Below are 23,833 nucleotides of genomic sequence, written 5' to 3' on the forward strand. Positions count from 1 at the left end.
TTGGATAGCTGGATGCTGCGCCTGACCTGTCGCCGAGAGAATGACCACCCCAGGCAATCCACTGTTACGCCAACTGAAATGCCGGGTGCTCGCGCAAAGCCGCCACACAGTCATCGACAAAACTGCGCACGCGCATGGACGCATGGCGACCTTCGCGGTACACCAGCTGCACCGGCACCGCCGGCGACTCAAAGCCAGGCAATACGCGACGCAGCCGGCCGCTCAGCAAATGCTCGTGCACCGGGTAGCTCAGGCAACGCAGCAGCCCTGCCCCCGTCAAGGCCGCATTGATGGAACCCTGCACCGTGGCGCAGCGCAGCCGCGCGCGGGCCTTGAGCTGATAGTGCGCGAAGTCCCACTGCACCGGGTCGGTATTGGCGATCAAATGATGCTGCTTGAGGGCGGCGGGATGCTGCGGTTCTCCGTGGGCGGCCAGGTAGCCGGGGCTGGCGCAGAGGATATGCCGCACATGCCCCACCGGCCGTGCGATCAATGACGAGCTGGGCAACTCGCCGACCAGCACCGCCACGTCCAGCCCTTCTTCGTGCAGGTTCGGGTAGTAGTCGTGATAGTGAGCCACTACACGTACCTGCGGGTAACGGTCCATATACGCGGCCAGTACCGGCGCCATGACATAGCGGTTGAACAGCAACGGCAAGAATACCCGCAGATTGCCCTGGGCCTGGCTATGCAACCCTTTGGCCGAAGCTTCAGCCGCCTCCACCGCCGCCAGCAGCCGCACACAATCGGCCATGTAGGCGTCGCCCGCGTCTGTCAGACTGACCCCACGGGTACTGCGCTGCAACAACGTTACGCGCAAACGCCCTTCCAGACGTGCAATCGCCCGCACCAGGGTCGGGCCGGAGACCTGCGCCAAGCGCGCCGCCGCCGCCAGGCTCGGTTGCCCGGCCAGCGCCGCGAACAACTGCATATCGCGATAACGCTCCATCAGTCGCGCGGCTTTATCAGCGGTTTCAGGGCCGCGTCATGCCCCAGCCGATCGGCAAGGAAATTGACGAAGGTGTGGACCTTGGCCGGCACTCGCCCGTTGTTCTGGAATACCACCTGCACCGGCAGCGCTGCCGGCTCGAAATCCTGCAGCACAAGCTCCAGCTCACCCGCCGCCACCGCCGCCGCCACCTGATAGGACAGCACCCGCGTCATGCCCCAGCCAAGGCGCGCCAGGTTGATCGCAGCGTTGTTCGCGGTGACCACCAGGCGCGGTTCGATAGCCACCGTCAGCGCCTGGCCGGCGTCGACAAACGCCCATTCATCCAGGCGTTGGCTGGCGGATGAGGCCACGATCTTCGCTTCACGCAAGTGTTCAGGCCGTTGGGGTCGCCCATGCCGGTCGAGGTAAGCGGGCGATGCGCACACCACCCGGCGCACTTCGCCGACCTTGATCGCCTGCTGCCCCGGCTCGTGCAGATGACCGATGCGCACGGCCACGTCGACGCCTTCGTCGCTCATATTGACCACACGGTCGACCAGCAGCGCATTGATGTTCACCTGGGGAAAGCGGTCGAGATAATCGCCCAGCGTCGGCGCCACGAACAGCTCGCCGAACAGCACCGGGGCGGTCACGTTCAGTTGCCCGCAGGGGATCGAATAACTGCCCGCCGCCGCTTCCTCGGCCTCACCCAGCTCGGCGAGGATGCGCCGACAGTCTTCCAGGTAACGCTGCCCGGCTTCGGTCAAGTGAAGGCTGCGGGTGGTGCGCGCCAGCAGCTGGGTGCCGATGCGTTGTTCCATGGCGGCAATCGCCCGGGTCACGCTGGGCGGCGAGGTGTTCAGACGCCGTGCGGCGGCGGCAAAGCCGCCCTCGTCGGCCACCGCGAGGAACACCTGCATTTCATGAAAACGGTCCATCGACGCCCCTTGCTGGTTACTCTGATTGCAGACCCGCCGCCGTGCGCGGCATGCCGACGAAACCCGGCAGCGCTTCAATGCTGGCCAGCCAGGCGCGCACCTGAGGATAGTCGGCCAGCGACACATTGCCTTCCGGCGCATGGGCCGTATAGGTGTAGAACGCGATATCGGCGATGCTCGGCGAATCGCCAGCCAGGAAGCGGCTCTCACCCAGTTGCTGCTCCATCACGTTCAGCAGTGCATGGGCGCGGTTGATGGCGACGTCCGCATCCACGTCGGCGCCAAACACCGTGGCCAACCGCGCAGTGGCAGGCCCGGCATGCAACTGACCGGCCGCCGCCGAGAGCCAACGCTGCACCCGCGCCTGCCCGACCGAATCAGCGGGCAACCACTGGCCGTTGCCATAGGTGGCAGCCAGGTAGACCAGGATGGCATTGGAGTCCGCCAGTATCGTCCCGCCATCGTCGATCACCGGCACTTGGCCAAAGCGGTTAAGGGTGGCGATGAATTCGGGTGATTTATGCGCGCCTTGCTTGAGGTCCACCAGGATAAATTCCATAGGCAGGCCCAGCAGGGACAGCATCAGCTCGGCTCGATGGGAGTGGCCGGACAGGGGGAAACCATACAGTTTGATTGCGGGCTGAGACATGAGGGCTCCAGAAAATTAGATATCGACACCCGGCATATTCCACCGCTGCTTCAATTGACAGAATAACCAGGATTTACAATCCAGTATTTCAGCTGCCGAAACAATCCAGCGACGCGCGCTCGGCGTTTGTTTAGCCGCTCCCGCCCTAAGTTTTCATAAAAAAATTCAAACTATCGCCACCCTCATCGTTCACACCTTCACGTGCAACGCAAAGTAGGAGGCAACATGCAATACCGACAACTGGGTCATTCCGGCCTGCTGGTCTCGGAAATCATCCTGGGCACCGTGCCGTTTGGCGGTCGCGCCGAGTTCGAGAAATGCGGTGCGGTGGACGTGCCCCAGGCCAGGCGTATGTTCGATATCGCGTTTGATGCCGGGGTGAACATGATCGACACCGCCGACCTTTACTCCCATGGCCTGGCCGAGGAAGTGGTCGGTAAAGCCCTGGGCGACAAGCGCAACGACATCCTGCTGGCAACCAAGGGCCGCAGCCCGGTGGACCAGAACCCGAACAATTCCGGCTCATCGCGCTATCACTTGATTCGCGCCTGTGAAGCCAGCTTGAAGCGCTTGGGCACCGACCATATCGACTTGTACCAACTGCACAACTGGGACGGCCTGACGCCCATCGAAGAGACGCTCGAGGCGCTGCGCCTGTTGGTCGGTTCGGGCAAGATCCGCTACTTCGGCACCAGCAACTTCACCGCCTGGCAAATGATGAAAACCCTGGGCAAGGCCGAGTTGCATGGCATGCTCAAGCCGATCACCCAGCAGATCTACTACACCCCCGAATCCCGCGAGGCCGAGTACGAGCTGCTGCCGCTGGCACTGGACCAGCAGGTCGGCACGCTGGTGTGGGGGCCGATGGGTGAAGGCCTGCTGACCGGCTCGACCCGGCGCGGGCATAAGCCACCGGCCAACACCCGCCAGGGCAGCGACTGGCCGGAACCCTACGTGCACGACCAGGAACGCGCGCTGGACATCATCGAAACCCTGGCTGCCGTGGGCGATGAACACGGGGTCTCGGTGGCGCGCACTTGCCTGGCATGGCTCAAGGATCGCCCGGGGATCACCTCGCTGATCGTCGGCGCCCGTACCGAGGCGCATCTGCGCGACAACCTTGCCGCCACCGAGCTGAAGCTGACCGAGGAGCAATCCTCACGCATCGAGGCCGTGACGCGTCGCCAGCCGTTGTATCCGTACTGGCATCGGTTTACCGCAGGGATCGATCGCTTCGATCCGGCGGAGCAGCCGTTCCTTGCCGAGCATCAAAAAACCATGGATGCGCGCAAGGACAAATAACCCTTCGGCGACACACAGCCGTTCAACAGGTGGGAGGGGCCTGTGCCCTCTCACCTTGATCAAGGAGATCGCTTTGATCGCGCAAATCATGATCGCCGCCCTCGGCGTCGTCGCTATCTGGTTTAGCCAAAGCAAACGCCTGCATGTACGCCGCTACGCCTGCCTGTTCGGCATGGCCGGCCAGCCATTCTGGTTCTGGTCGTCGATCAATGCCGAGCAATGGGGCATCGTGCTGCTCAGTTGTTTCTATACGGTGGCGTGGGCCAAGGGCATCAAGACCCATTGGATTGATCGCAAGGCCGATGGGTAGCGCTTATGATTGAGCCTACCCACCGCTGAGAGCCTTTCAATGCGTAACCTGATTTTCGCCAGCGCCTGCCTTTTATCCATTGCCCTCACCGGCTGCCAGCAAACCCCACCGGCCAACGACCAGCTCGACGCCGTGCTCTGGACCCAGACCTCCATCGAGCACGAGTTGATCTACCGCCAGCTGTTCGCCAACGCGACCCGCCAACTCGATACAGCCCTGGCCGATCCCACCTGGGACGCCCTGCCCTTGCCTGCCCGGGATTTGAAAGGGTTGCCCCCGGCCGTGGTGGTCGATATCGACGAAACCCTGCTGGACAACGTGCCGCTCAATGCCCGTGACATTATCCATAACCAGGTCTATTCCTATGACCGCTGGAACACCTGGGTCGATCAAGCCAAGGCCCAGGCGCTGCCTGGTTCGGTGGCGTTCCTGCAGGCGGCTCGGCAAAAAGGCATCGAGGTCTATTACCTCACCAACCGCGAACACAGCCAGGTCGCGGCCACGGCCAGAAACCTGCGTTTGCGTGGTTTCCCGATCGAGCGCGACGAACAGATCCTGGCAGCCAGCACCCCCATCGGCCATTGCGAAAGCGCCGGCTACGGCAAGACCTGCCGGCGCCAATGGGTCGCCAGCCACGCGCGCGTGCTGTTGATGGCCGGCGACTCGCTGGGAGATTTCGTGCAGGCCGAGCACAACACGCTGGCGGCCCAACGCAAGGCGGTGGCGCCATATGTGAGCTGGCTGGGGCAGCGCTGGTTTCTGCTGCCCAATCCGACATATGGCAACTGGTACAGCGCGCCGTATGGGGATAATGAAACGTTGCCATTCGAGCAAAAGCGCAGGCTCAAACAGCAGGCGTTGCAGTTGTAGCCCACCGGCCTGTCATTGACGAGGAAACGCGAAATGCCCGCCCTGCTGCTCCAGCCCGCCATTCCGGGCATTGCGCTGCGCCGATGGCGCCTGTTACACCGCGTCAAGCAAACCCATGCCGCACAGATGTTCAACGTAAATCAATCGACGTTGTCCCGCTGGGAGAATGGCCTGCAAGCCATGGACGCTGCCGCGCACCAACAGCTGGAACGGTTGCTGTCCGCTCGGCTTGACACCGCAGCTGATCAGGCCCTGGCCGGGCTGGTCAGAGACAGCTCGCGCGCCGTACACCTGGTGTGCGACCTGACGCACCGCCTCCTGGCCTGTTCGCCCTCCCGCGCCGCCCAGTTCAGCCGCCCATTGGTCGACTTGATGGGCCAATCGCTGTGGCGTTATGCGACAGCGGAAATCCGCCAGGTCGAAGCCGCGTTGGACCACACCGGCTGGCGCGAGAACCAGGCGCCGCCAGCGCTTCAATTCAGCACCGGCAGCAACGACTCCAGCCTCGTGCCGATCCGCCCAAGCCTGTGTCGCTGGACACGCCTGATCCTCAGCGATGGCAGCGCCGCGCGTCTGGTCGAGACGCTCTGACCGGCCTCGTGCATTTTTTATGCGTGGACGCACCGCGCCAGCGCACCTAGGCTTACCTGCATCATCAACCTGATGGAGGCAGCGTCATGGACTTCGAGAAAATCAAAGGCCGCCTCGACTTTCTGCGCGAAGCCGAGAAACTCAAGGACGTGCTCAGAAGCGCCCACACCGCTTCGGGACGCACGGAAAGTACCGCCGAACACAGTTGGCGCCTGTGCCTGATGGCGATGGTGTTCGCCGATCAACTGCCCGGCCTGGACCTGCTTAAAATCCTCAAGATGTGCGTGATCCATGACTTGGGCGAAGCCATTAACGGTGACATTCCAGCAGTCAGCCAGGCGGCGTTTCCCAACAAGGGCGAGCAGGAGCGGCGCGACCTGCTGCAGTTGACCCAAGCCCTGGATGGGCCCCTGAAAAGCCAGATTCTGACGCTGTGGGATGACTACGAGAACGCACTGTCGCCGGAAGCCAAAGCCGTCAAGGCGATGGACAAGCTGGAGACCCTGCTGCAGCACACCCAGGGCCTCAACCCGCCGGATTTCGATTACGCTTTCAACCTGGTATACGGCAAGAAACATACGGATGCCGAGCCCTTATTCGAGGCGCTACGTGCGTTGATCGACCGGGCTACCCAGGAACGCCTCGACGCCGCGCAGTGACTGACATCACCCGGCCCTGGCCGCCACCGCATCCACTTCCACCAACGCCCCCGGCAGGGGCAGCGCCACCACCTGCAACGCGGTGCGCGCCGGTTTGTTCGGTTGTTCGGGGGTGCCGAAGAACTGCGTGTAACCGCGCTGCAGCCCGGCGAAATCCAGCTTGCCGTCGGTTTCAGCGGCGCCCACCAGAAACACCCGCAACTGCACGATATCGCCCAGGTCCAGGTCCTGCTGCTGAAGGATTTTGCGCAGTTTGTTGAACACCGAAACCGTTTGCACTTCGGTGTTGCCGTAAACCCCGGGGACGTTCGGGTCGGCCAGGTCCGGCAAGGTGCCGCTGACGAAGATCAGGCTGGCCGAGGCCGGTACGGTCACAGTCTGTGAGATGGGGAAATCGCCGACGCTGGTGCGTTGGATACTGTCGCTCATGATGTTGCTCCTTGATTGAAGGTTTACACAAATCTCGAAGGCTGCCCCATACCCTTTGTGGCGAGGGAGCTTGCTCCCGCTGGGCCGGGATGGCGGTCACCCAGCTCCCAGCTCACCACGATTGGGACCGCTACGCAGTCCAGCGGGAGCAAGCTCCCTCGCCACGACAGCGCAGTCTCATGACGCCGCCAATGCCGTGATCTGGCGCTGTTGCGTCACGCGCTCGGCCAGTTGCGCAACCACATGCCGCGCCGAATTGGCCGCCGATTCCTGCCAGATGCCCACGCCGCTTTGCACCAGACCGTCGCCGGCGAAGTACACGCGGCCGTGGGCCTGTTCGAGCAGCGCGCTGGCATCGGCCGGGAAGTGTTCGCGTTGCAGCCACGGGCCTTCGCTGTAGGGGATCTGCTCCCAGGACACCGCCAACGGATGGCGCAGGTGCCTGGAATAACCGGGGTGCAGCAACTCCACGGCTTGCCGGGAAGCGGCGTATTGCGCGTCGAACGACTGCGCGCCGAACACGTCGGCGCCCTCCCCGGTGACGTAACCGGCCACCAGCACGCCTTCGCGGGTATTGAGGTCGTTGCTCGGGTACCACAGCAAGCGCGCCGGGTGTTCGACCCAGGACAGGCCGCCATAAGTGCGGTAATCGGTTTCCCAGAAGCGCGGCGATTGCCACGCCACTTTGGTTGCCTGGTCGCTGCGGGTGCTGAGCAAGGCCGCCTTGATCGGGTCGCTGAAGTCGGTGTCGAGTTTGGCCAGCAACGGCAGCGGCAAGGTGCAGACCAGGTAATCAGCGCGCACCACCTGTTCACGGCCGCTGTGCTGGTCGTGATAGATCACCGCGACGCCGTCGTCCAACTGGCGAATCTGCCGTACCTGCGCGCCCAACTGCACCTGCTCGCGCACGCGCTGGTAGAACGCCTCGGTGATCCGGTCCATGCCGCCCACCGGCTGGAACATGGTTGCCGAAAACTCCGGGAATTCGGTGTGCAGCAGCGCGCCCCACAGCTCTGGATGCAGCAGGCGCTCAAGGTCGAGCGGCCGCGCGGTGGCTGGCAGTGCACCGGGGTGCGCAGGCGATTCCAGGTGGCCGGAACGCAAGCTGCCCTCGTACGCCAGCGCTTGGGAAAGGTCGCCATACACCTGCAGGAACGCGAGCAGTCGCGTGCGTTCATCAAGGGTCAAGACATCGTCAAGCGCATCACGCTGCACCGCCTTGGCGAGCAAGCCGGACAGATGCCCGCGTGCATCGTTGACCGCCTGGCCGACGCTGAACGCCGGTTGCTGCAGGTCGGGCCGGACCTGGGCGCCATGGCTGCTGTTGACCAGCACTTCCAGGGGCACGCCCAATTCGCTGCAATAGTCGAGGATCGTGCGATGCTGGCTGGGAATACGCGCAGGGCCGGCGTTGAAATACTGGCCCGGATCGAACGCCACGGTTTGCGAGCGGCCATCCTTGTAGTCCACGCGGTCGCCGTTGCGCAGGGTCCAAGTGCGCCCACCCACGCGGTCGCGCGCCTCCAGCACCTGCACGGTGAACCCGGCCCGGCTCAGCTCCAGCGCGGTGACCAGCCCGGCAATCCCGGCGCCCAGCACCAGCACGCGGGTGCCCTGCCCCAGGCCGTCCTTGAGTTTCAGCGGTTGCGGGCGCCGGTGTGAAGACGGCCCCAGGCCCAATGCGGCCAGCGCATCCTTGACCGCCTTTTCGCCGCCGACTGCAGCAATGCTGGACAGCGCTTCACGTCGTGTCAGTGTCATGGTCGCGACTCCTAATCCGGCAGGCCCGGTGGGTTGATCAACGATGCATCGACGCGCTCCACATCCAGCCCCCAGCGCTGCAGCACCTGCGCGTATTGCCCTCCGGCAATCGCACCTTCCAGGGCGGTGTGGATCGGCTTGACCAGGCCGTTGTCCTTGCGCGTGGTCACGGCGATATCCGCCTGCAACGGCCAGCCGCCGTTGACGGTGCCGACGCGCTTGATGCCGCCGGTGATCGCCGCCGAATAGGCGTACACCGAGTTAGGCCCGAACAACGCATCGCTGCGCCCCGACTGCACCGACAGCTGCGCGGCGGCCTGGTCGTCGAAGTACTGCAACAGCGCAGGCTTGAGGCCGGCCTTTTCATTGGCCTCGTTCCACGCCAGCAAGACTTTTTCCTGATTGGTCCCGGAGCCGACGATGATCTTCAGCCCGGCAATGTCGGCGGCCTGTTTGATCTCGCTGATCGGGCTGGTGCTCTTGACGTAAAACCCGAGCACATCCTGTCGATAGGTGGCGAAGTCAAAGCGCTTCTTGCGCGCCTCGGTCACGGTGACGTTGCTGATCACCGCGTCGTACTTGCCCGAACTGACGCCCAGGGGCCAGTCCTCCCAACTGGTCTGCACAACGTTCAGTTGCAGGCCGAGGCTGTCGGCGACCAACTGCGCGGTGTCGGCTTCACTGCCGATGGTGGTCTTGTCATCGCTGGCCAGCAGCGCCAATGGCGGCCCGGCCACACCGGACACGGCCACGGTGAACTTGCCCGGCTGGGCGAACTTGAAGCCCGGCGGGATTTGCGCGATGGCCGCCTCGTTACGTGGCGCATGAATGCGCGGGCGGTCGGGGCTGAGGTCGACCTGCTGCACAGCGAACGCGTGTTGTGCGGTGCCAATGGCAAGCGCCAGCACGGCCACGCGCAGGGGATGGTTAAACATGGGCAGTCACTCCTTGAACTAAAGCACCTTGCCGAGAAAGGCCTGGGTGCGGGGATGTCGGGGTTGGCGCAAGATCTGTTCGGGCGGGCCTTCTTCGATCAACTGGCCGTCGCAGAGAAACACCACATGGTCGGCCACCTCGCGGGCAAAGCCGATTTCGTGGGTGACGATCACCAGGGTCACGCCCAATCGGGTCAGGCCCTTGATCACGTCGAGCACTTCGCCCACCAGTTCCGGGTCGAGGGCCGAGGTGGGTTCGTCGAACAACAACACCTTGGGGTCCAGCGCCAGGGCACGCGCAATGGCGACGCGCTGTTGCTGGCCGCCGGAGAGCTGGCGCGGGTAGGCCTCGAGCTTGTCCGCCAGGCCGACCTTGGTCAGCAGTTCGGCGGCTTTGCCCTGGGCTTCGGCCTTGCTCCAGCGCTTGTGGGCCAACGGCGCTTCGGCAACGTTTTCCCAGGCGGTGAGGTGCGGGAACAGGTTGAAGTTCTGGAACACGAAGCCCACGTCGATGCGCCGCTTGAGAATTTCGCGCTCCTTGAGCTCGTAGAGCAGGTCACCCTTGCGCCGATAGCCGACGTACTCGCCGTCGATGGTGATATGCCCGCTGTCGATCTTTTCCAGGTGATTGATGGTGCGCAGCAAGGTGGATTTGCCCGAGCCGGACGGCCCGAGGATCACTGTGACTTTGCCCGGATCGATCGTCAGGTCGATGTTATCGAGCACCTGCTGGTTGCCGAACCGCTTGCCCACGCCCTGGATCTGGATGCGCCCTGCGCGTGCTTCAGCCATGGGATTTCTCCTTGAGCCAAAAGCGCAGGCGTTGCAGCGGTGTCGGCGGCAGCACGCGCGCGGTGCCACGGGCGAAATGGCGCTCGACGTAATATTGGGCGCTGGTCAGCACCGTGGTGATGATCAGGTACCACACCGTGGCCACGATCAGCAGCGGGATCACCGCCTGGGTGCGGTTGTAGATGACCTGCACGGTGTAGAACAGCTCCGGCAGGGCCAGCACGTAGACAATGGACGTGCCCTTGACCAGGCCGATGATCTCGTTGAAACCCGACGGCAGAATCGAGCGCAAGGCCTGGGGCAAGATGATCCGGAAAATCCGTCGCGAGGCCGGCAGCCCCAATGCCGCCGCCGCTTCATGCTGGCCGGCATCCACCCCGATCAAACCGCCGCGGATGATCTCCGCCGCGTACGCCGCCTGCATCAGGCTCAAGCCCAGCACCGCCACGGTGAACTGGCTGAGCACATCCACGGTGGACCACTGCGCGAACACCTGCTCGGTGAACGGCACACCGATCACGATGTGGTCGTACAGGTAGGCAAAGTTGTAGAGAATGATCAGCACCAGCAGCGCCGGCATCGAGCGGAAGAACCAGATATAACCCCAGGCCAACGCCGCCAGCAGCGGCGAGCCCGACAAACGCGCCAGGGCCAGCGCGGTGCCGAGAATGACGCTGAACAGCGTGCTCAGCAGCGTCAGCAACAGGGTCTGCCCCAGGCCGCGCAGCACCGACGGCGAGAAAAACCACTGGCCGAACACGCCCCACTCCCAACGCGGGTTGGTGGCCAGGGAGTGCACGATGGCGAGCAGCACCAGCGCGGCAAAGATCGACCCGGCCCAGCGCCATGGATGCCGGGCCGGCACCACCTGCAGGGCCTTGATCGGCGTCGAGGCGCGGCGCGTGCGGATCGGGTAATGGTTGACCTCATCGATCAGGTCGTAGGGTTTGGCGACAATGGGCATGTTCTATTCCTCGCAGGCCTCAGAAGGCATAAGTCAGCCGGGTGTAGTAGTACCCGCCGGTAAAACCATAGGGCGAATAGGTGCCGTAGCTGGCGAGCATGGTGCTGCTCGGCACGCCTTGTTTCTTGGGGTAAATGTCGAAGAGGTTCTTGGCGCCGATGGCCAGGTTGAGGTCTTTGGTGAGGTTGTAGCCAAGGTCGAGGTCGGTGATCCATTTGGCGCTGTAGACGCGGTCCAGGTCGCGATTGGCCGAGGCGTTGACTTCCTTGTAGGCGCCGTAGCGCGTCAGGGCCAGGTTGAGGTTCACGCGCCCGATGCTCCAGTCACCGCCGAGGATCAGCTTGGTGTTGGGTTGCACGTCGGTAATCAGGTTGCGCGCCTCGCGATCCATCAGCTCGTAGGAGGTGCCAAGGATGTTGGTCGATTCTTTGTAATTGAGGATCTTGGTCTGGTTCCAGTTGAACGCGGCTGTCCACTTCACGGCACCGAACGCGCCCAGGTCGTGGTTGTAGCTGCTGACCAGGTCCAGGCCCTTGGTGCGGGTGTCGGCACCGTTGATGAAGTACTGGCCGCCGGAGGTGGAGTTGACGCCGTTGTTCTGCAACACCTGGGTAACTTCCGGCCCGAGCAAGGTGCCCGTGAGGGTGATGCGGTCGCGCAGGTTGATTACGTAGGCATCGGCGGTGAAGCTCAGGCGGTCGGTGGGGGTGAAGGTGAAACCGAGGCTGAAGTTGGTGGAGCGTTCGGGCTTAAGGTCCTCGGCGCCCAACGCCTTGGCCGCCGCCGAACCGACCGGCAGTACGCCGTAGTTGATCGACTGGTACACCCCGTCCACCACGCCATAGGTGGTCGAGCGCGCACTGAACAGGCTGTTGGCCAGGGACGGCGCACGAAAGCCATTGCTCACCGTGGCACGCACCGCGAATTGCGGCGTGAAGTCATAACGCGTGGTCAGTTTGCCGCTGCGAGTAGCGCCCACGCCCTGGTTGTAATGCTCATAGCGCACGGCGGTGCCCACGTACCACTCCGGCAGCGGGTTGAAGCCCGCATCCACGTAACCGGCGACGCTGTTGCGCGAGGCGGTGCTTTCTTCGTCCGGGGAAATGCCGTTGGTGACCTGGGCCCCGGACGACGCGCAATTGCCCGGTGCCACGCAGTAGCCGCCGTTGGCATAGGACGCGTAGTCACCGGCCTGCACCTCATAGGTGTCGCGCCGGTGCTCGAGGCCATAGGACAGGTCCAACGGCTTTTGCAGGCCGATATCGAAGCCGCGCTTGACGTCCAGGTTGGTGGTCAGCTCGGTGGAAATCCAGGTGCCGGAGGTGAAGCTGTTCGGCGTGGCCTCGCCCAGGGACGGGTTCTGGTTATGGGTGGTGCCCTGCTCCGCTTCGTTGCGCCCGTAGGTGGTGGACAGGTCCCAGTCCCACTCGCCCACGGTGCCTTTGCCACCGAAGGCGGCCTGGAAATCGTCTTCGTCGATGTACCAGGTGGGCGTGTAGCCGGCCGGATAACCGTTGGGCCCGGTGGTAATCGTGTTGGTGATGGTCGGCAGGCGAAAGTTCTGGCCCTGCTCGGCCTTGCGCCGTGAGTAAGTGGTGAAGGAGTACAGGCTCAGGCTGTCGTCGATCGGCAGTTCGGCGTTGTAGCCCAGGGTCAGCAGGTTGGTCTTGGGCGTGCCGTAGCCGCCATAGGTGGACTTGCCGGCCAGGCCATAGGCTTGTTCTGAGGTGTAGCCGTTGGCGCTGGCCTTGTTGTCGTCATTCTGGCTACGCGCATCCAGGGCCAGTTGCACGATGCCGCCGTCGCCGATTTCAAAGCCTTTGTTGAGGCTTTGTTGCACGGTCTGCTTCTTGCCGTCATAGCCAAGGCCGGCGTTGGTCACCGAGGTGCCGCTGGTGTCGGCCTTGAGGATCACATTGATCACCCCGGCGATGGCGTCGGAACCGTACTGGGCGGCGGCGCCGTCGCGCAGCACTTCCACATGGTCGATAGCGCTGATGGGGATCAGGTCCAGGTCAGCCGGTGCGGCGCCGGTGTTGATGCCATTGATGTTCAGGGTCGCGCTGGTATGACGACGCTTGCCATTGACCAGTACCAGCACCTCGGCGGCGCTCAAGCCACGCAAGTTGGGGGCGCGGGCAATGCCGCTGGCGTCCCAGCCGGTTTTTTCCGGGAGTGTCAGCGATGGAATCAGCGCACTGAGCGCTTCCATCAAACCGGGTTTACCGGTGCTTTGCAGTTGTTTGGCGCTGACCACATCGATAGGCACCGGGCTGCTGGTGACCGTGCGTTGCTCGGCGCCACGGTTACCGGTGACGACCACGGTGGACAGGATGCTGTCGGCCTGGGCCTGGGCTGCGGCGGCCAGCAGGGACAAGGTCAAGGCTGCGGTGGGGGGTAGAACATGCTTCATCGCTGATCCCGGTTTTTCAAATCGCAGGGTCGGGCAGGCACGCGCCAGACGCGGCATGGCCGGTGTTCAAGGTGTGGGTGCGGTTTGAATTAGGTGTGGGGCGAGCGAGGGGCTTGAAGGGGCAACATACGTTGAACTCCGTTCCAACGATTCCGCTGCCGGGGATTACCCGGTCAGGTGCGCAGAATCTGAATCACGCTGGGTACCATCCGGGGTCTGGGGTAGGCTGTTGAGACCAAACATAACGGAATGGATTTTAAAAATATAATGCTATTTGGGCATAAGCTAATATTTGTTAATTTCATTATTTATAAATATCTTTATTCATATAAATAATGTCTCAGACACATTGGTACGGCGTTCGAAGATCGTTCCCACGCTCCCGCGTGGGAATGCAGCCCGTGACGCTCTGCGTCACCTATACGCAGCATCATCGGCCGGAAGCTGGACGCGGAGCGTCCCAGGAGGCGTTACCACGCAGAGCGTGGGAACGATCAAATGTGGGAGGGCTCGCTCCTACAGGGGCCGCAATAGCTGCATCTGCTGGCGATAATCATCCGTCACCTGCCGTGCCTGGCTGCTGCTGGTAATCACCCGTGGGGTAATCAGCACGATCAACTCCGTGCGGTCCTTGGATTTGCTGGTGTTGCCAAACAACCAGCGCAGGCCGGGAATCTTGCCCAGGTATGGTACGGCGCTGACGCTCTCGGCGTTGTCCTGCTTGATCAACCCACCCAACAACACGGTCTGCCCGCTTTGCACGGCGACCTGGGTCGACACCGAGCGCGTGGAAATCCGTGGATTGACCGGCGTTTCACTGCTGCTACCCGCGCTCTGTGCATCGCTGACCTGCTGCTGGATATCCATGTACACCAGCCCGCCCGGATTGATGCGCGGCACCACGTCGAGGATCACACCGGTCTGCACGTATTCGACGCTGCTCAAGGTGGTATCGGCGTCACCTGTGTTGACGGTGGTCTGGCTGATGGGAATGTTGTCCCCCACCTGGATCTGCGCCGGCTGGTTGTTCATCACCACCAGCGACGGCGCCGACAGCACCTGGGTGCGGCCATTGGTTTCCAGGGCGTGCAAGGCCACTTGCAGGTTGGAGCTGACGAAGGAATAGAACAACGAATCCGCCGCCCCCAGCCCGGCCCCGCCACCGCCCAACGCGCCCTGGCTGCCGGAGGCGTTGGCCACCGTGGTGCTGGTGGAATTGCCGGCCAGGCGGCCGAGGTACCACTGCACGCCAAGGTCGAGTTCGCCGGTCAGTTTGACTTCGAGAATGCGCGTCTCGATCTGCACTTGGAGCGGTGGGTTGTCGAGGCGCTTGATCGCCGCTTCGATTTCTTTCCATTGCGCCGGACGCGTGCGCACCAGCAGTTGGTTGCTGCTTTTTTGCGCGGTGATACGGGTGCCGGTTTCGAGGTCGCTGATGGGCGGCGCCGGGGTCTCCTCGCTGCTCTCCTGCGTAGGTTCCTCGGCGGCAGGCGCGGGGGTGTTGGCCTGCAGTCCTGCACTGGTGGACGAGGACAGCGTGGTGGTGCGCAACCCCGGCGCGACCTTGGCCGGGGTGTCGTCCTTGATCGCGCCATTGCCGTAAATCTGCCGCAGGTACCTGGCCAGGTCCGCAGCCTTCATGTTGCGCACGTCGTACACGTACATCTGCGGTTCATTGCCGCCGCCCTCGTCGATGGTGCGAATCCAGTCACCCACTTCGCTGAGGTACTGGGGCTGGGAAGAAATCGCCACCACCGAGTTGGTGCGCTCCACCGGCAAGAACCGCAGCATGCCCGCCAGGGGCGTGCCGCTGTCGGCGCCGAACATGGCTTGCAGCTCGGGCATCAGCTCGGCCACCGAGGCGCGCTGCAGCCCGAACACACCCACCGACATGCCCTTGAGCCAGTCCACATCGAAGGTGTCGATGGTGTCCTGGTAGTTGGCCAGTTCTTCCGGGGTGCCGGCCAGGCTCAGCACATTGCGCGCCGGGTCCACCAGCAGGAAGGCGTTCTCCCGGGCGAAGGGCTTGAGCAGTTTCTGCATCTCGGTGGCGGAGATATAGCGCAGCGAAAACAGGCGTGCCGAGAGGCCGCTGGCGGGCTGCGCCACGCGCATCTGCGGCACCAGCTTGCCGGCCACCGCCTGATTGGCCGGCAGGATTACATAGCGGTTGCCCTGGCGGATCATGGCGTTATCGGTCCAGGACAACAGGGTTTCGAGGATCGACAGCGCCTGCTGCTTATCCACCGGCCTGGAGGTGGAGAAGCTGACGTTGCCTTTCACGCCCTGGGCGATGCTGTAGTTTTCGTGCAGCAGGTCGCCCATTACGCTGTTGATCACCGCTTCGATGGGCTGGTCCTGAAAGTTGAATACGATGTCGCCGCCCGCCTCCTTCACCGCAGGTGTTGACGCAGGCGCGCGCAGGAACTGCTGGTTGCCGCGAATCAACTGGCGCGGAGCGGGTGACTGCGCCTCGGGCGGTGGGTTTGGCAGCGCCGGCGCCTCGCTGGGCGGGCGTTGCGAACCGGTGCCCTGCAGGGCTTCGTGGAGCAGTTCTTTATCCGGGTCGAGGCGGTCGGGCAACGCGCCGCAGCCGCCGAGGGCGACGGTGGTGGCCAGGCAAAACAACGGGGTGCGCATATCAATCAAGGGAGGGGCTCGCGAGAAGGAGAAATCGAGGGCAACCGCTTGCCGTACAGGCTCAGGGTCTGGGTGCGTCCGTCCAGGGCGAAGCGCGCCGATTGCGGGGTGAGGTGTTCCAGGCGCCAGCCGTTGGGCAGGCTCTGGCCCAGGCGCACCGTCAGGGGTGGGCCGTCGGCTTGTTTAAGCATGGCCATTTGCAGGTTGCCGGTGATCATGATGCCGCTGAGGCTCAGGTTCGACAGGCTGGTGACCCGCGCCTTGCCCGCCACACGGTCAGGGCTGCGATCCGGGCTGAACAGCGGCGCTTGCCAGGTACCGGCGAGGTCAGCCAGGGCCACCGTCGGCGGCGCCTGCAGGTTGACGGCGGGCTGCGCCGGCGCGGGTTCCTCGGGCAACCACTGCGGTTCATCGCCGATGCTGCTGAGGATCACCGCCATCAACAGTCCCAGTAACCCGGCCAGGCCGAGCAAGCCCCATTCCAGGGGGCGCAGTGTGCCGTTCATGGCGCCACCCGCGCCGGTTGCAGGTAGCCACGCACCAGCAGGTTCACCACCAACTTGCCCGCGCCGCCACGGGCGGGCGCTTCGCGACTGCGACGGATGCGCAGCTCATCGACGAACAGATACGGCGGCTGATACTCCAGCGCATGCAGGATCGCGGTCAACGGTTCGATGGCGCACTCAAGGGTCAGGCTGACCTTGACCTGGCGATACGGCTCGCCAGCGTCCTGCCCGGCAGTGATGGGTTTGCGCTGGGTCAGGCTGCACCCGCCGCCACGGCTGGCCTGGCTGGCGATCAGGTCGGCGAGGCGCTGCATCAGGTCGGCGGCGACCACGTCGGGGTCATCCCCCGGCAACAGGCTGGCGCTGCTGGCCGGGTCCTGCCGGGCCTGCTCAAGCTGCTGGCGAAGCGCATCGCCCTGGCGCAACAGGCTGGCATAGCGCTGCTGCTGTTCGCGCAACTGTTCGGCGTGGGCGCCCATGCTGCGCAGCGGCCCGGCGAACCAACTGTCGATCAACAGCCAGTAGGCTGCGCCCAGCACGACGGCCAGCACCAGCAAGGCGGCCCCGCGACGTTCACGGGGTGTGAGGGTTCGGCGCATCGGCAGCCTCCTGGCGCAAGTGGGCACGCAGGGCAAACTGATCCTTGCCGGTGCGCGCATCGGGTTGAATCACCCCTTCGAACTGGGCGTTTTCCAAACGGTGGCAGCCTTTGATCCGGGTGATCAGGCCGCTGGCCTTGGCGCTTTGACCGGCGATGGAAATCTCACCGTCCTTGACGTCCAATTGCTCGAGCCAGGTGTCGGCCGGCAGGCAGCGGGTCAAGTCATTCAGCAGCCCGGCCAAGGTCGGCTGCGCCAGTTTGCGGCGCGTGAGGTACTGCGCCGCGCCCTGGGTGTTGAGCAGTTGCTGGCGCAGGGCATGCACCTGGGCCACCTGGGCTTTTTGTTGCTGGACGCTGTGCTGCATGGCATCGAGCACGCGCTGGCGGTCGTTGAGCCACAACAGCATCGCCGCGATCAGCAAGGCGCCGCACAGCCACGGCAGGCTGCGTTGCAAGCCTGAGCCCTGTGTGCGTTGACGCGGGCGCAGGCTGGCGGGCAACAGGTCGATGCCCAGGCCTGCCACATCCACCCGATGAGGCCGCAGGCCCAGGGTGGCGCAGTCGGCGAGAATCTGGTCCAGGCGTTCGCGCAGGATCGCTACCAGCGTCACCTCAAGGTGCGTAGCGGTGCGCTGTTCCTGGCGCACGACGAAGTACAACTGCTCGGCATCGAACGGTGTGTAGCGGTCCAGTTCATACCCCACCACATTGGCCAGGTTGCGCGCCGCGGCCAGGGGCAGGTGCACGGTTTGCCGCAGCACGTCGTCAGGGCCGAGCATCAGCACTTGGCGCGCTTGGCCCAGGTCGAGCGGCGCGCTCAGCGGCCAGTGATGGATGCGCTCCGGCGGCTCCTTGAGTGCCAGCCAGCCCGGCACACAGCCGCGCAACTCCGTGAGCCACAGGCGCCAGGCCTGTTGGGCCAGGCTGCCGCGCCAATGACGGGCGATAGGTTCGAGTCGATTCATTCTTGCCACCGCAGCACCCGATAGGGCTGTGCGCTGTCCTCCGCTGGGCTCAGTGAAACGGTAATGCGCACGCGCGCCTGGTAACCGCCGGGGCGCTCGGCGCGGCTGTCGATTTCCACCACTTGGCCGGGGTCGGCGCCCTCGGCATTGCGGCTTGGCAGGTTGAGCGCCTTGCGCATCAAGGGGCTGGCGAACGCCGGATCGGGTCGATCCAAGTCGCTCCACAAGGTGATTTCGGGCAGCAATTGGCTGTAGAGCGCCTGGGTCATGCCTGGCAGCTGGCGCACTTCTTCGAGCACCCGAAACGGCGCCAGGCCCTGTGTACGCCGGGCCTCGAGCGCCTTGACCCATTGCTGCGCCTGGACCGGCGTGGCGCCGCAGGCCAGGGCCAGGCGCGTGAGGTCATCGGCCGAGGCGTTGATCAGGTACAACTTGCCGCGCTCGCTGCGCAGGCTGACCTGCAGCCGCGCATCGTCAAAGCCCAGCGCCATAGCGCGCCCATCGGCCACCCAGTGCGGCTGCGCCATGACCATGGCGATGCCGGCCTGGGCCGCCAATTGCGTCTGGGTATGCTGTTTGAGCCACAGTGCCTGGCGACTTTGCAACTGCACCCAACCGGCCAGGCCGCCGAGCAACACGCTGAGCAATGCCAGCACCCAGAGCACCAGCAGCAACGCCGCACCGCGCTGGCGCTTCATTCTTCCAGGCTCCCACTGGACAGGTTCAGGCGCAGCGCAATCACTTGGGTGACCCACGGCACCGGCCCGTTGACGTTGGCCACGATGCGCACCGCATAAGGCAAGCGCCTCGGCCAGGGCCAGTCAGCGACCCAACCGGTCGGCTGGCCCAGGGGCGACAGGCCGCGGTAACTGAACTGCAGCTGCTCGACGTGGGTGAGCAGCACCTGCGGTTCAACGCGGGCCGGGTTGATGTGGGATTCCAACTGTGCGAACTGCACCTGCAAGGCCTGGTCGACCCGCTGCAGGGTAAAGCGCTGGATGCCGCCGCCGAGCACACCGGGCAAGGTTGACACAAACTGCAGGCGCTCGGCCGTGCCGCTGAAAAAGCCCTCGGCCTGGCTGTCGTCTTCTGTCACATCCAGGGGCAGCGCCTCGCTGATGGCGGTGCGCAGGAACTGCTGGGCGGCACGCATTTCGTCCAGGCTGACGGTGTAGCGCTGGGCCTTGGTCACCGCACGATTGGCGCCCAGCAAGGCACCGCCGACCAGCACCAGCAGCACCGCGAGCAAGCTGAGTACCACGAGAATTTCCAGCAAAGTGAAGCCCTGCTCGCGGCGCTTCACAGGCGCGCCTTCAAGGTACTGAAATGCGCCTGGTGCGGGCCTTCGCTGACGGTCAGGTCGAGGCGATACAGCTGCGGCTGTTGGCGGCTGAGGGTCAGTTGCCAGTGGATGCCATCCAGTTCGCCCTGGCGCACACCGCTGTCGAGGCGGCCGGCGGTTTCCTGATCAAGCACCGTGAGCGCCGCATGGGCCAGCCGATCACTGCGCGCCACCTGCGCCAGGGAGCGCGCGCTCTGGCCGAAGGCGACCAGCAACACGCTGCTGCACACCGCCAGCAGGGTCAGGGCGGCGAGCATTTCGAGCAGGGTGAAGCCGGCCTGGCGCTTCATGGCAACGCCTTGGACTGCACGCTGCCGGTCAGCCAGCCGATATCGATGCGCCAGCGCCGGGTGCCGCTGGTCAACAACAGGTTGCCGCCGGTGGAACTGCCGTCAGGGTAGAACTCAACCGCCGAGCCGGCCTGCTCGGCGGTGTGCATGCTCAGTTGCAGCGCTTGCGGCCAGTGCAGCGGTGGCCGGCCAGGCGCGCTGAACGCACGGTTGGGCAGATCGAATTCGGTACGCGCCGCCTGGCCGCTGATAATCGCCCCGGCGCGTGTAGCGCGCAGCGCCTCGACCATCTGCCCGACCACCCGACGCTCTTTGGCCGCTTGCAGGCCCTGGCGCAGGCCGACGCTGAGCAAGCCGGCAGCGAGGCTGATCAGCAGGATCACCACCAGCATTTCCAGCAGGGTAAATCCACGCTGGGCCATGGGCCGCTTATTCCCAATTGCCCAGGTCGGCACTGTAGCCCTCGCCGCCGGGTTGGCCGTCCTGGCCGTAGAAGATCAAGTCAAAGGCGCCATGCTCACCGGGAAAGCGATAGCCGAACGCGTGGCCGAACGGGTCTTTCAATTCCGACGGCTTGGCGTAGGGCCCGGCCCAACCGGAGGCCGTCGCGGGCTTGTCCACCAGTTGTTGCAGGCTGGTGGGCGGCGAGCCAACGTCCAGCGCGTAGCTGTCGATCTTCATGCTCAAGCCGGCGAGTTGGGCCTTGCCCGCGCCGTACTTGCCCTTGTCCACATTGCCGCCGACCTGGCGTACCACGATGGTCGCGACAATGCCCAGCAGCACGATCACGGCGAGCATTTCCAGCAGGGTAAAACCGCTTTGGCGGCGTCGGGCATTCATCGTTATAGCTCCTTGAAGTTCATATATGGCTGGTGAGGCTCATCAGCGGCAGCATGATCGCGAGCATGATCACCGCCACCAGCACCGCCATGACCACGGTCAGGGTGGGCACCAGTGCGGCGAGCAATCGGTCGATGCCGCGCTTGGCCTCGACGTCGAAAATATCGGCGACCTTGAGCAGCATGCTGTCCAGTTCACCGGCCTGTTCACCGACCTCGATCATTTGCAGCGCCAGTTCGGGCAGCAAGGGTTGGCCGCCAAACGCCTGGCCGAGGCTGCCACCGGCTTTCACCGATTCGGCGGCCATCGCCACCTGCGCCTGCAGCGCACGGTTGCTGCAGACCTGCCGGGCAATCACCAGCGCCGGCAGCAGCGCCACGCCATTGCTGAGCAAGGTGCCCAGGGTGCGCGTCAGCCGTGCCGCTTCGACCCGTTGCAGCAGCGGGCCGAGCACGCGCAGGCCGAGCACGCGGCGATCACAGCGCTCGCGGCGGCGCGGGTCGCGCAGGCCGATGACCACCGCCCACAGCAGGGCAATCAACCCGGCCAGCACCAGCAGCCCATAGGCGCCGAGAAACTCGCCGAGCCCCAGGATCACTTCGGTGATCAGCGGGATCGGCACGCCCAGGTCCTGGAAAATCGGCACGAATTGCGGCACCACGTACGCCAGCAACAGCGCCAGCGAACCCAACACGCCCACCACCAGGAACGCCGGGTAGATCAGCGCGTTGATCACCTCGCCACGCAGGCGCTGGCTGCGCTCCAGGTAGTCGCTGAGCTGGCGCAGGGTGCGCTCCAGCGCGCCGCCCGCCTCACCGGCGCGCACCATGCTCAGGTACAGCGGCGAGAAGCTGCCGCCCTCCTGTTCCAGCGCGGCCGATAACGGTTGGCCGGCCTTGACCTCATCGCGGATGCGTTCGATCAAACCGCGCACCTGGGGCGAGCCGGGCTGCTTGAGCAGCAGGCCGAGGCAGCGTTCCAGGGGCTGGCCGGCGCCGAGCAAGGTCGCCAGTTGTTGCGTGAAGCTGACCAGGCCCGCGCCTTTCAATGCTCCGCGCGCGGGGCTCAACAGGGGCCGGCCCGCTGTCTCGATCTGCAACAACAGCAGGCCGCGCTTGTGCAATGCGGCGACGGCAGCGGCCTGGTCCCTGGCTTGCAGGGTGCCGTTGTGGGCGACACCCTGGCTGTCGAGCGCACGAAACTTGAACAGCGTCACGCGGGTTCCCCACGGGTGACGCGCAGCACTTCTTCCAGGCTCGTGACGCCCGCCAGCGCCTGGCGCAAGCCCTCTTCATACAAGGTGCGCAAGCCGGCGCGGCGAGCGGCTTGCTCGAGGGTGGCGGCGTCGGCGTGGCGCATCAACAGGTCGCGCACCTCATCGTTCATCACCAACAACTCGGTGAGGGCGCTGCGGCCATGGTAATCGCCGTGGTAGAGCAGGATCGGGCGCTGGTCGGTCAGACGGTCCAGGCCGTGCTCTTCGATCAACGCGGCTGGCGCTTCGAACGCCACGCGGGTGGCCGGGTGCAGGCGGCGCACCAGACGCTGGGCAAGGATGCCGCTGACGGTCGAGGCAATCAGGTAACTTTCGACGCCCATGTCCAGCAGCCGCGTGATGCTGGCGGCGGCGCTGTTGGTGTGCAGGGTGGACAGCACCAGATGGCCGGTGAGCGCGGACTGGATGGCGATGCGGCAGGTTTCCAGGTCCCGGATCTCGCCGATCATGATCACGTCCGGGTCCTGGCGCACGATGGAGCGCAGCACGCCGGCAAAGTCCAGGCCGATGGCCGGTTTTACCTGGATCTGGTTGATGCCTTCGAGCTGGTATTCGACCGGGTCTTCGACGCTGATGATTTTGCGCTCAGGGGTGTTGAGGCGCGACAACGCGGTGTAGAGCGTGGTGGTCTTGCCGGAACCGGTCGGCCCGGTCACCAGCAGAATGCCGTGGGGCCGTTCCAGCAGTTCAAGAAAAGTGGCCAGGCGCTGACCATCGAAACCCAGGCTGGGAAAATCGAACTGCACGGTCTGCCGGTCGAGCAAGCGCATCACCACCGATTCGCCGAAAGCGGTGGGCACCGTGGACACGCGCAAATCCAGTTCCTTGCCCTGGATGCGCAGCATGATGCGGCCGTCCTGGGGCAGGCGGCGCTCGGCAATGTCCAGGCGCGCCATGATCTTCACCCGGGAAATCACCGCCGCCGAGGAGCTGGCCGGCGGCGCCTCGGCGTCGTGCAGCACGCCGTCGATGCGGTAGCGCACCTTGAGCTGGTGTTCGAAGGGTTCGATGTGAATATCCGAGGCGCGCTGCTCCACGGCGCGCTGCAGGATCAGGTTGACCAGGCGAATCACTGGCGCTTCGGAGGCCATGTCCTTGAGGTGTTCGATATCTTCCAGCGCACCGCCCTGCTCGCCCAGGTTTTCCACCAGCGTGCCCATGGCGGATCGGCCCTGGCCGTAGTAGCGCTCGATCAGGCTGTCGACTTCAGTGCGCGGGCCGATGGCCAGCCAGATCGGCACCTGGCAGGCATAGGCCAAGGCCTGGAATGGATACAGCTGGGCCGGGTTGGCCGCGAGTACGCGCAACCCGCCATCGGCCCAACCGATGGGCACCAGCTGGTAGTGGCGCATGAAGCGCTCGGTCAGCGCGGGCATAGGGTCGAGCAACGGCGGCGCCGCCTCGGCGTGCACCAGCGGCGCATCGAGCAAGGCGGCCCAGGCGCGGGCCAGTTCGATTTCGCTGACCAACCCCAGGCGCGTGAGCAGACCGAGCAGGTCGCTACCCTCGGTGGATAAGCGTCTGGCGCGGTCCAGGTCGACGGTCTTCAGCCCTGCATGCGCCATCAACCATGCGCACACCTGCTCGGTGTGCGGGACAGGCATCTGGCAGGCATTGATGGGGGCTGACGACATAATGAAGTGATATCTGATAGGGCGAGAAGTATGGCTATTTGGAACTACCGAACAATGCCATTAGTTCGCCATAGCCCTGCCGGGAGTTAGCCGGGGGTATCGACTGGAAGTTATAGCGCTAGTTCCTGTGCGATGGAAATATAAATACAAAACATTGCTGAATGCACTGATTTAGAGCGTTAACAGCCAATTGCC

Annotated in this window: 25 protein-coding genes; 5 read left to right on the top strand and 20 right to left on the bottom strand. The window is 64.4% G+C overall.

Features of this window, described 5'->3' with window-relative positions; all coding sequences use genetic code 11:
• Positions 1–64: 64 nt before the first annotated feature.
• From C4J88_RS17245 to C4J88_RS17255, 3 genes are read right to left on the bottom strand one after another with little or no spacing between them, the layout of a single operon-like run.
• Complete coding sequence (locus C4J88_RS17245; RefSeq protein ID WP_124407650.1) at positions 65–949, bottom strand: LysR family transcriptional regulator; 885 nt, start codon at positions 947–949, stop codon at positions 65–67.
• A complete protein-coding gene (locus C4J88_RS17250) occupies positions 949–1,869 on the bottom strand; it encodes a LysR family transcriptional regulator (protein ID WP_124407651.1) in 921 nt (306 codons plus the stop codon). Before C4J88_RS17250 ends, C4J88_RS17245 begins: the two co-directional genes overlap by 1 nt.
• A gap of 16 nt (positions 1,870–1,885) precedes the next feature.
• A complete protein-coding gene (locus C4J88_RS17255; protein ID WP_124407652.1) occupies positions 1,886–2,518 on the bottom strand; it encodes a glutathione S-transferase family protein in 633 nt (210 codons plus the stop codon).
• 225 nt (positions 2,519–2,743) lie between these two features.
• Between C4J88_RS17255 and C4J88_RS17260 the strand changes: the two genes are divergently transcribed.
• The 5 genes from C4J88_RS17260 to C4J88_RS17280 all read left to right on the top strand — a co-directional run bounded on the left by C4J88_RS17260 (position 2,744) and on the right by C4J88_RS17280 (position 6,250).
• The gene (locus tag C4J88_RS17260; RefSeq protein ID WP_124371208.1) at positions 2,744–3,820 is read left to right on the top strand and encodes an aldo/keto reductase; all 1,077 of its coding nucleotides are present in this window, start codon (positions 2,744–2,746) and stop codon (positions 3,818–3,820) included.
• A gap of 73 nt (positions 3,821–3,893) precedes the next feature.
• Positions 3,894–4,130: a hypothetical protein gene (locus tag C4J88_RS17265; protein WP_124363466.1), complete on the top strand. Its 237-nt coding sequence runs from the start codon at positions 3,894–3,896 to the stop codon at positions 4,128–4,130.
• A gap of 39 nt (positions 4,131–4,169) precedes the next feature.
• Positions 4,170–5,000 (top strand): 5'-nucleotidase, lipoprotein e(P4) family, encoded by an 831-nt coding sequence (locus tag C4J88_RS17270; protein WP_124407653.1) that lies wholly within the window; start codon positions 4,170–4,172, stop codon positions 4,998–5,000.
• Between the two features lie 33 nt (positions 5,001–5,033).
• A complete protein-coding gene (locus C4J88_RS17275; protein ID WP_124407654.1) occupies positions 5,034–5,591 on the top strand; it encodes a helix-turn-helix transcriptional regulator in 558 nt (185 codons plus the stop codon).
• Positions 5,592–5,677: 86 nt separating this feature from the next.
• Positions 5,678–6,250 carry an HD family hydrolase gene (locus C4J88_RS17280; RefSeq protein ID WP_124407655.1) on the top strand — a complete coding sequence of 191 codons (573 nt, stop codon included), beginning with the start codon at positions 5,678–5,680 and terminating at the stop codon, positions 6,248–6,250.
• A gap of 6 nt (positions 6,251–6,256) precedes the next feature.
• Here C4J88_RS17280 and C4J88_RS17285 read toward each other — a convergent pair whose 3' ends face one another.
• The 17 genes from C4J88_RS17285 to C4J88_RS17365 form a co-directional block, all read right to left on the bottom strand.
• The gene (locus tag C4J88_RS17285) at positions 6,257–6,679 is read right to left on the bottom strand and encodes a RidA family protein (RefSeq protein ID WP_124407656.1); all 423 of its coding nucleotides are present in this window, start codon (positions 6,677–6,679) and stop codon (positions 6,257–6,259) included.
• A 177-nt stretch (positions 6,680–6,856) separates the two neighbouring features.
• Positions 6,857–8,440 carry an FAD-dependent oxidoreductase gene (locus tag C4J88_RS17290; protein WP_124407657.1) on the bottom strand — a complete coding sequence of 528 codons (1,584 nt, stop codon included), beginning with the start codon at positions 8,438–8,440 and terminating at the stop codon, positions 6,857–6,859.
• 11 nt (positions 8,441–8,451) lie between these two features.
• Positions 8,452–9,375, bottom strand: a complete 924-nt coding sequence (locus C4J88_RS17295) for an ABC transporter substrate-binding protein (RefSeq protein WP_124407658.1) — start codon at positions 9,373–9,375, stop codon at positions 8,452–8,454.
• An 18-nt stretch (positions 9,376–9,393) separates the two neighbouring features.
• The gene (locus tag C4J88_RS17300) at positions 9,394–10,167 is read right to left on the bottom strand and encodes an amino acid ABC transporter ATP-binding protein (RefSeq protein ID WP_124407659.1); all 774 of its coding nucleotides are present in this window, start codon (positions 10,165–10,167) and stop codon (positions 9,394–9,396) included.
• Positions 10,160–11,131: an amino acid ABC transporter permease gene (locus C4J88_RS17305; RefSeq protein ID WP_124367572.1), complete on the bottom strand. Its 972-nt coding sequence runs from the start codon at positions 11,129–11,131 to the stop codon at positions 10,160–10,162. The genes C4J88_RS17300 and C4J88_RS17305 overlap by 8 nt, the downstream gene beginning before the upstream one ends.
• 19 nt (positions 11,132–11,150) lie before the next feature.
• Positions 11,151–13,544: a TonB-dependent siderophore receptor gene (locus C4J88_RS17310; protein ID WP_124407660.1), complete on the bottom strand. Its 2,394-nt coding sequence runs from the start codon at positions 13,542–13,544 to the stop codon at positions 11,151–11,153.
• Between the two features lie 516 nt (positions 13,545–14,060).
• The gene (gene gspD / locus C4J88_RS17315) at positions 14,061–16,184 is read right to left on the bottom strand and encodes a type II secretion system secretin GspD (protein WP_124408645.1); all 2,124 of its coding nucleotides are present in this window, start codon (positions 16,182–16,184) and stop codon (positions 14,061–14,063) included.
• 5 nt (positions 16,185–16,189) lie between these two features.
• Positions 16,190–16,690 (bottom strand): general secretion pathway protein GspN, encoded by a 501-nt coding sequence (locus C4J88_RS17320; protein ID WP_124407661.1) that lies wholly within the window; start codon positions 16,688–16,690, stop codon positions 16,190–16,192.
• Positions 16,687–17,289, bottom strand: coding sequence for a type II secretion system protein GspM (gene gspM, locus C4J88_RS17325; protein WP_124407662.1), 603 nt, complete (start codon positions 17,287–17,289; stop codon positions 16,687–16,689). The genes C4J88_RS17320 and gspM overlap by 4 nt, the downstream gene beginning before the upstream one ends.
• Positions 17,264–18,256, bottom strand: coding sequence for a type II secretion system protein GspL (locus C4J88_RS17330; RefSeq protein WP_124407663.1), 993 nt, complete (start codon positions 18,254–18,256; stop codon positions 17,264–17,266). The genes gspM and C4J88_RS17330 overlap by 26 nt, the downstream gene beginning before the upstream one ends.
• Positions 18,253–18,954: a general secretion pathway protein GspK gene (locus C4J88_RS17335; protein WP_124407664.1), complete on the bottom strand. Its 702-nt coding sequence runs from the start codon at positions 18,952–18,954 to the stop codon at positions 18,253–18,255. Before C4J88_RS17335 ends, C4J88_RS17330 begins: the two co-directional genes overlap by 4 nt.
• The gene (locus tag C4J88_RS17340; protein ID WP_124407665.1) at positions 18,951–19,559 is read right to left on the bottom strand and encodes a prepilin-type N-terminal cleavage/methylation domain-containing protein; all 609 of its coding nucleotides are present in this window, start codon (positions 19,557–19,559) and stop codon (positions 18,951–18,953) included. Before C4J88_RS17340 ends, C4J88_RS17335 begins: the two co-directional genes overlap by 4 nt.
• Positions 19,556–19,888 (bottom strand): type II secretion system protein, encoded by a 333-nt coding sequence (locus C4J88_RS17345; RefSeq protein ID WP_124363481.1) that lies wholly within the window; start codon positions 19,886–19,888, stop codon positions 19,556–19,558. Before C4J88_RS17345 ends, C4J88_RS17340 begins: the two co-directional genes overlap by 4 nt.
• Positions 19,885–20,310 carry a GspH/FimT family pseudopilin gene (locus tag C4J88_RS17350; RefSeq protein WP_124363482.1) on the bottom strand — a complete coding sequence of 142 codons (426 nt, stop codon included), beginning with the start codon at positions 20,308–20,310 and terminating at the stop codon, positions 19,885–19,887. Before C4J88_RS17350 ends, C4J88_RS17345 begins: the two co-directional genes overlap by 4 nt.
• Before the next feature lie 7 nt (positions 20,311–20,317).
• Positions 20,318–20,728: a type II secretion system major pseudopilin GspG gene (gene gspG / locus C4J88_RS17355; RefSeq protein WP_124363483.1), complete on the bottom strand. Its 411-nt coding sequence runs from the start codon at positions 20,726–20,728 to the stop codon at positions 20,318–20,320.
• Positions 20,729–20,747: 19 nt separating this feature from the next.
• Positions 20,748–21,944, bottom strand: a complete 1,197-nt coding sequence (gspF, locus tag C4J88_RS17360) for a type II secretion system inner membrane protein GspF (RefSeq protein WP_124407666.1) — start codon at positions 21,942–21,944, stop codon at positions 20,748–20,750.
• Positions 21,941–23,608: a GspE/PulE family protein gene (locus C4J88_RS17365; RefSeq protein WP_124408646.1), complete on the bottom strand. Its 1,668-nt coding sequence runs from the start codon at positions 23,606–23,608 to the stop codon at positions 21,941–21,943. The genes gspF and C4J88_RS17365 overlap by 4 nt, the downstream gene beginning before the upstream one ends.
• Between the last annotated feature and the right edge of the window lie 225 nt (positions 23,609–23,833).

Source organism: Pseudomonas sp. R4-39-08, assembly GCF_003852275.1.
In the GTDB taxonomy this organism is placed as follows: Bacteria; Pseudomonadota; Gammaproteobacteria; order Pseudomonadales; family Pseudomonadaceae; genus Aquipseudomonas.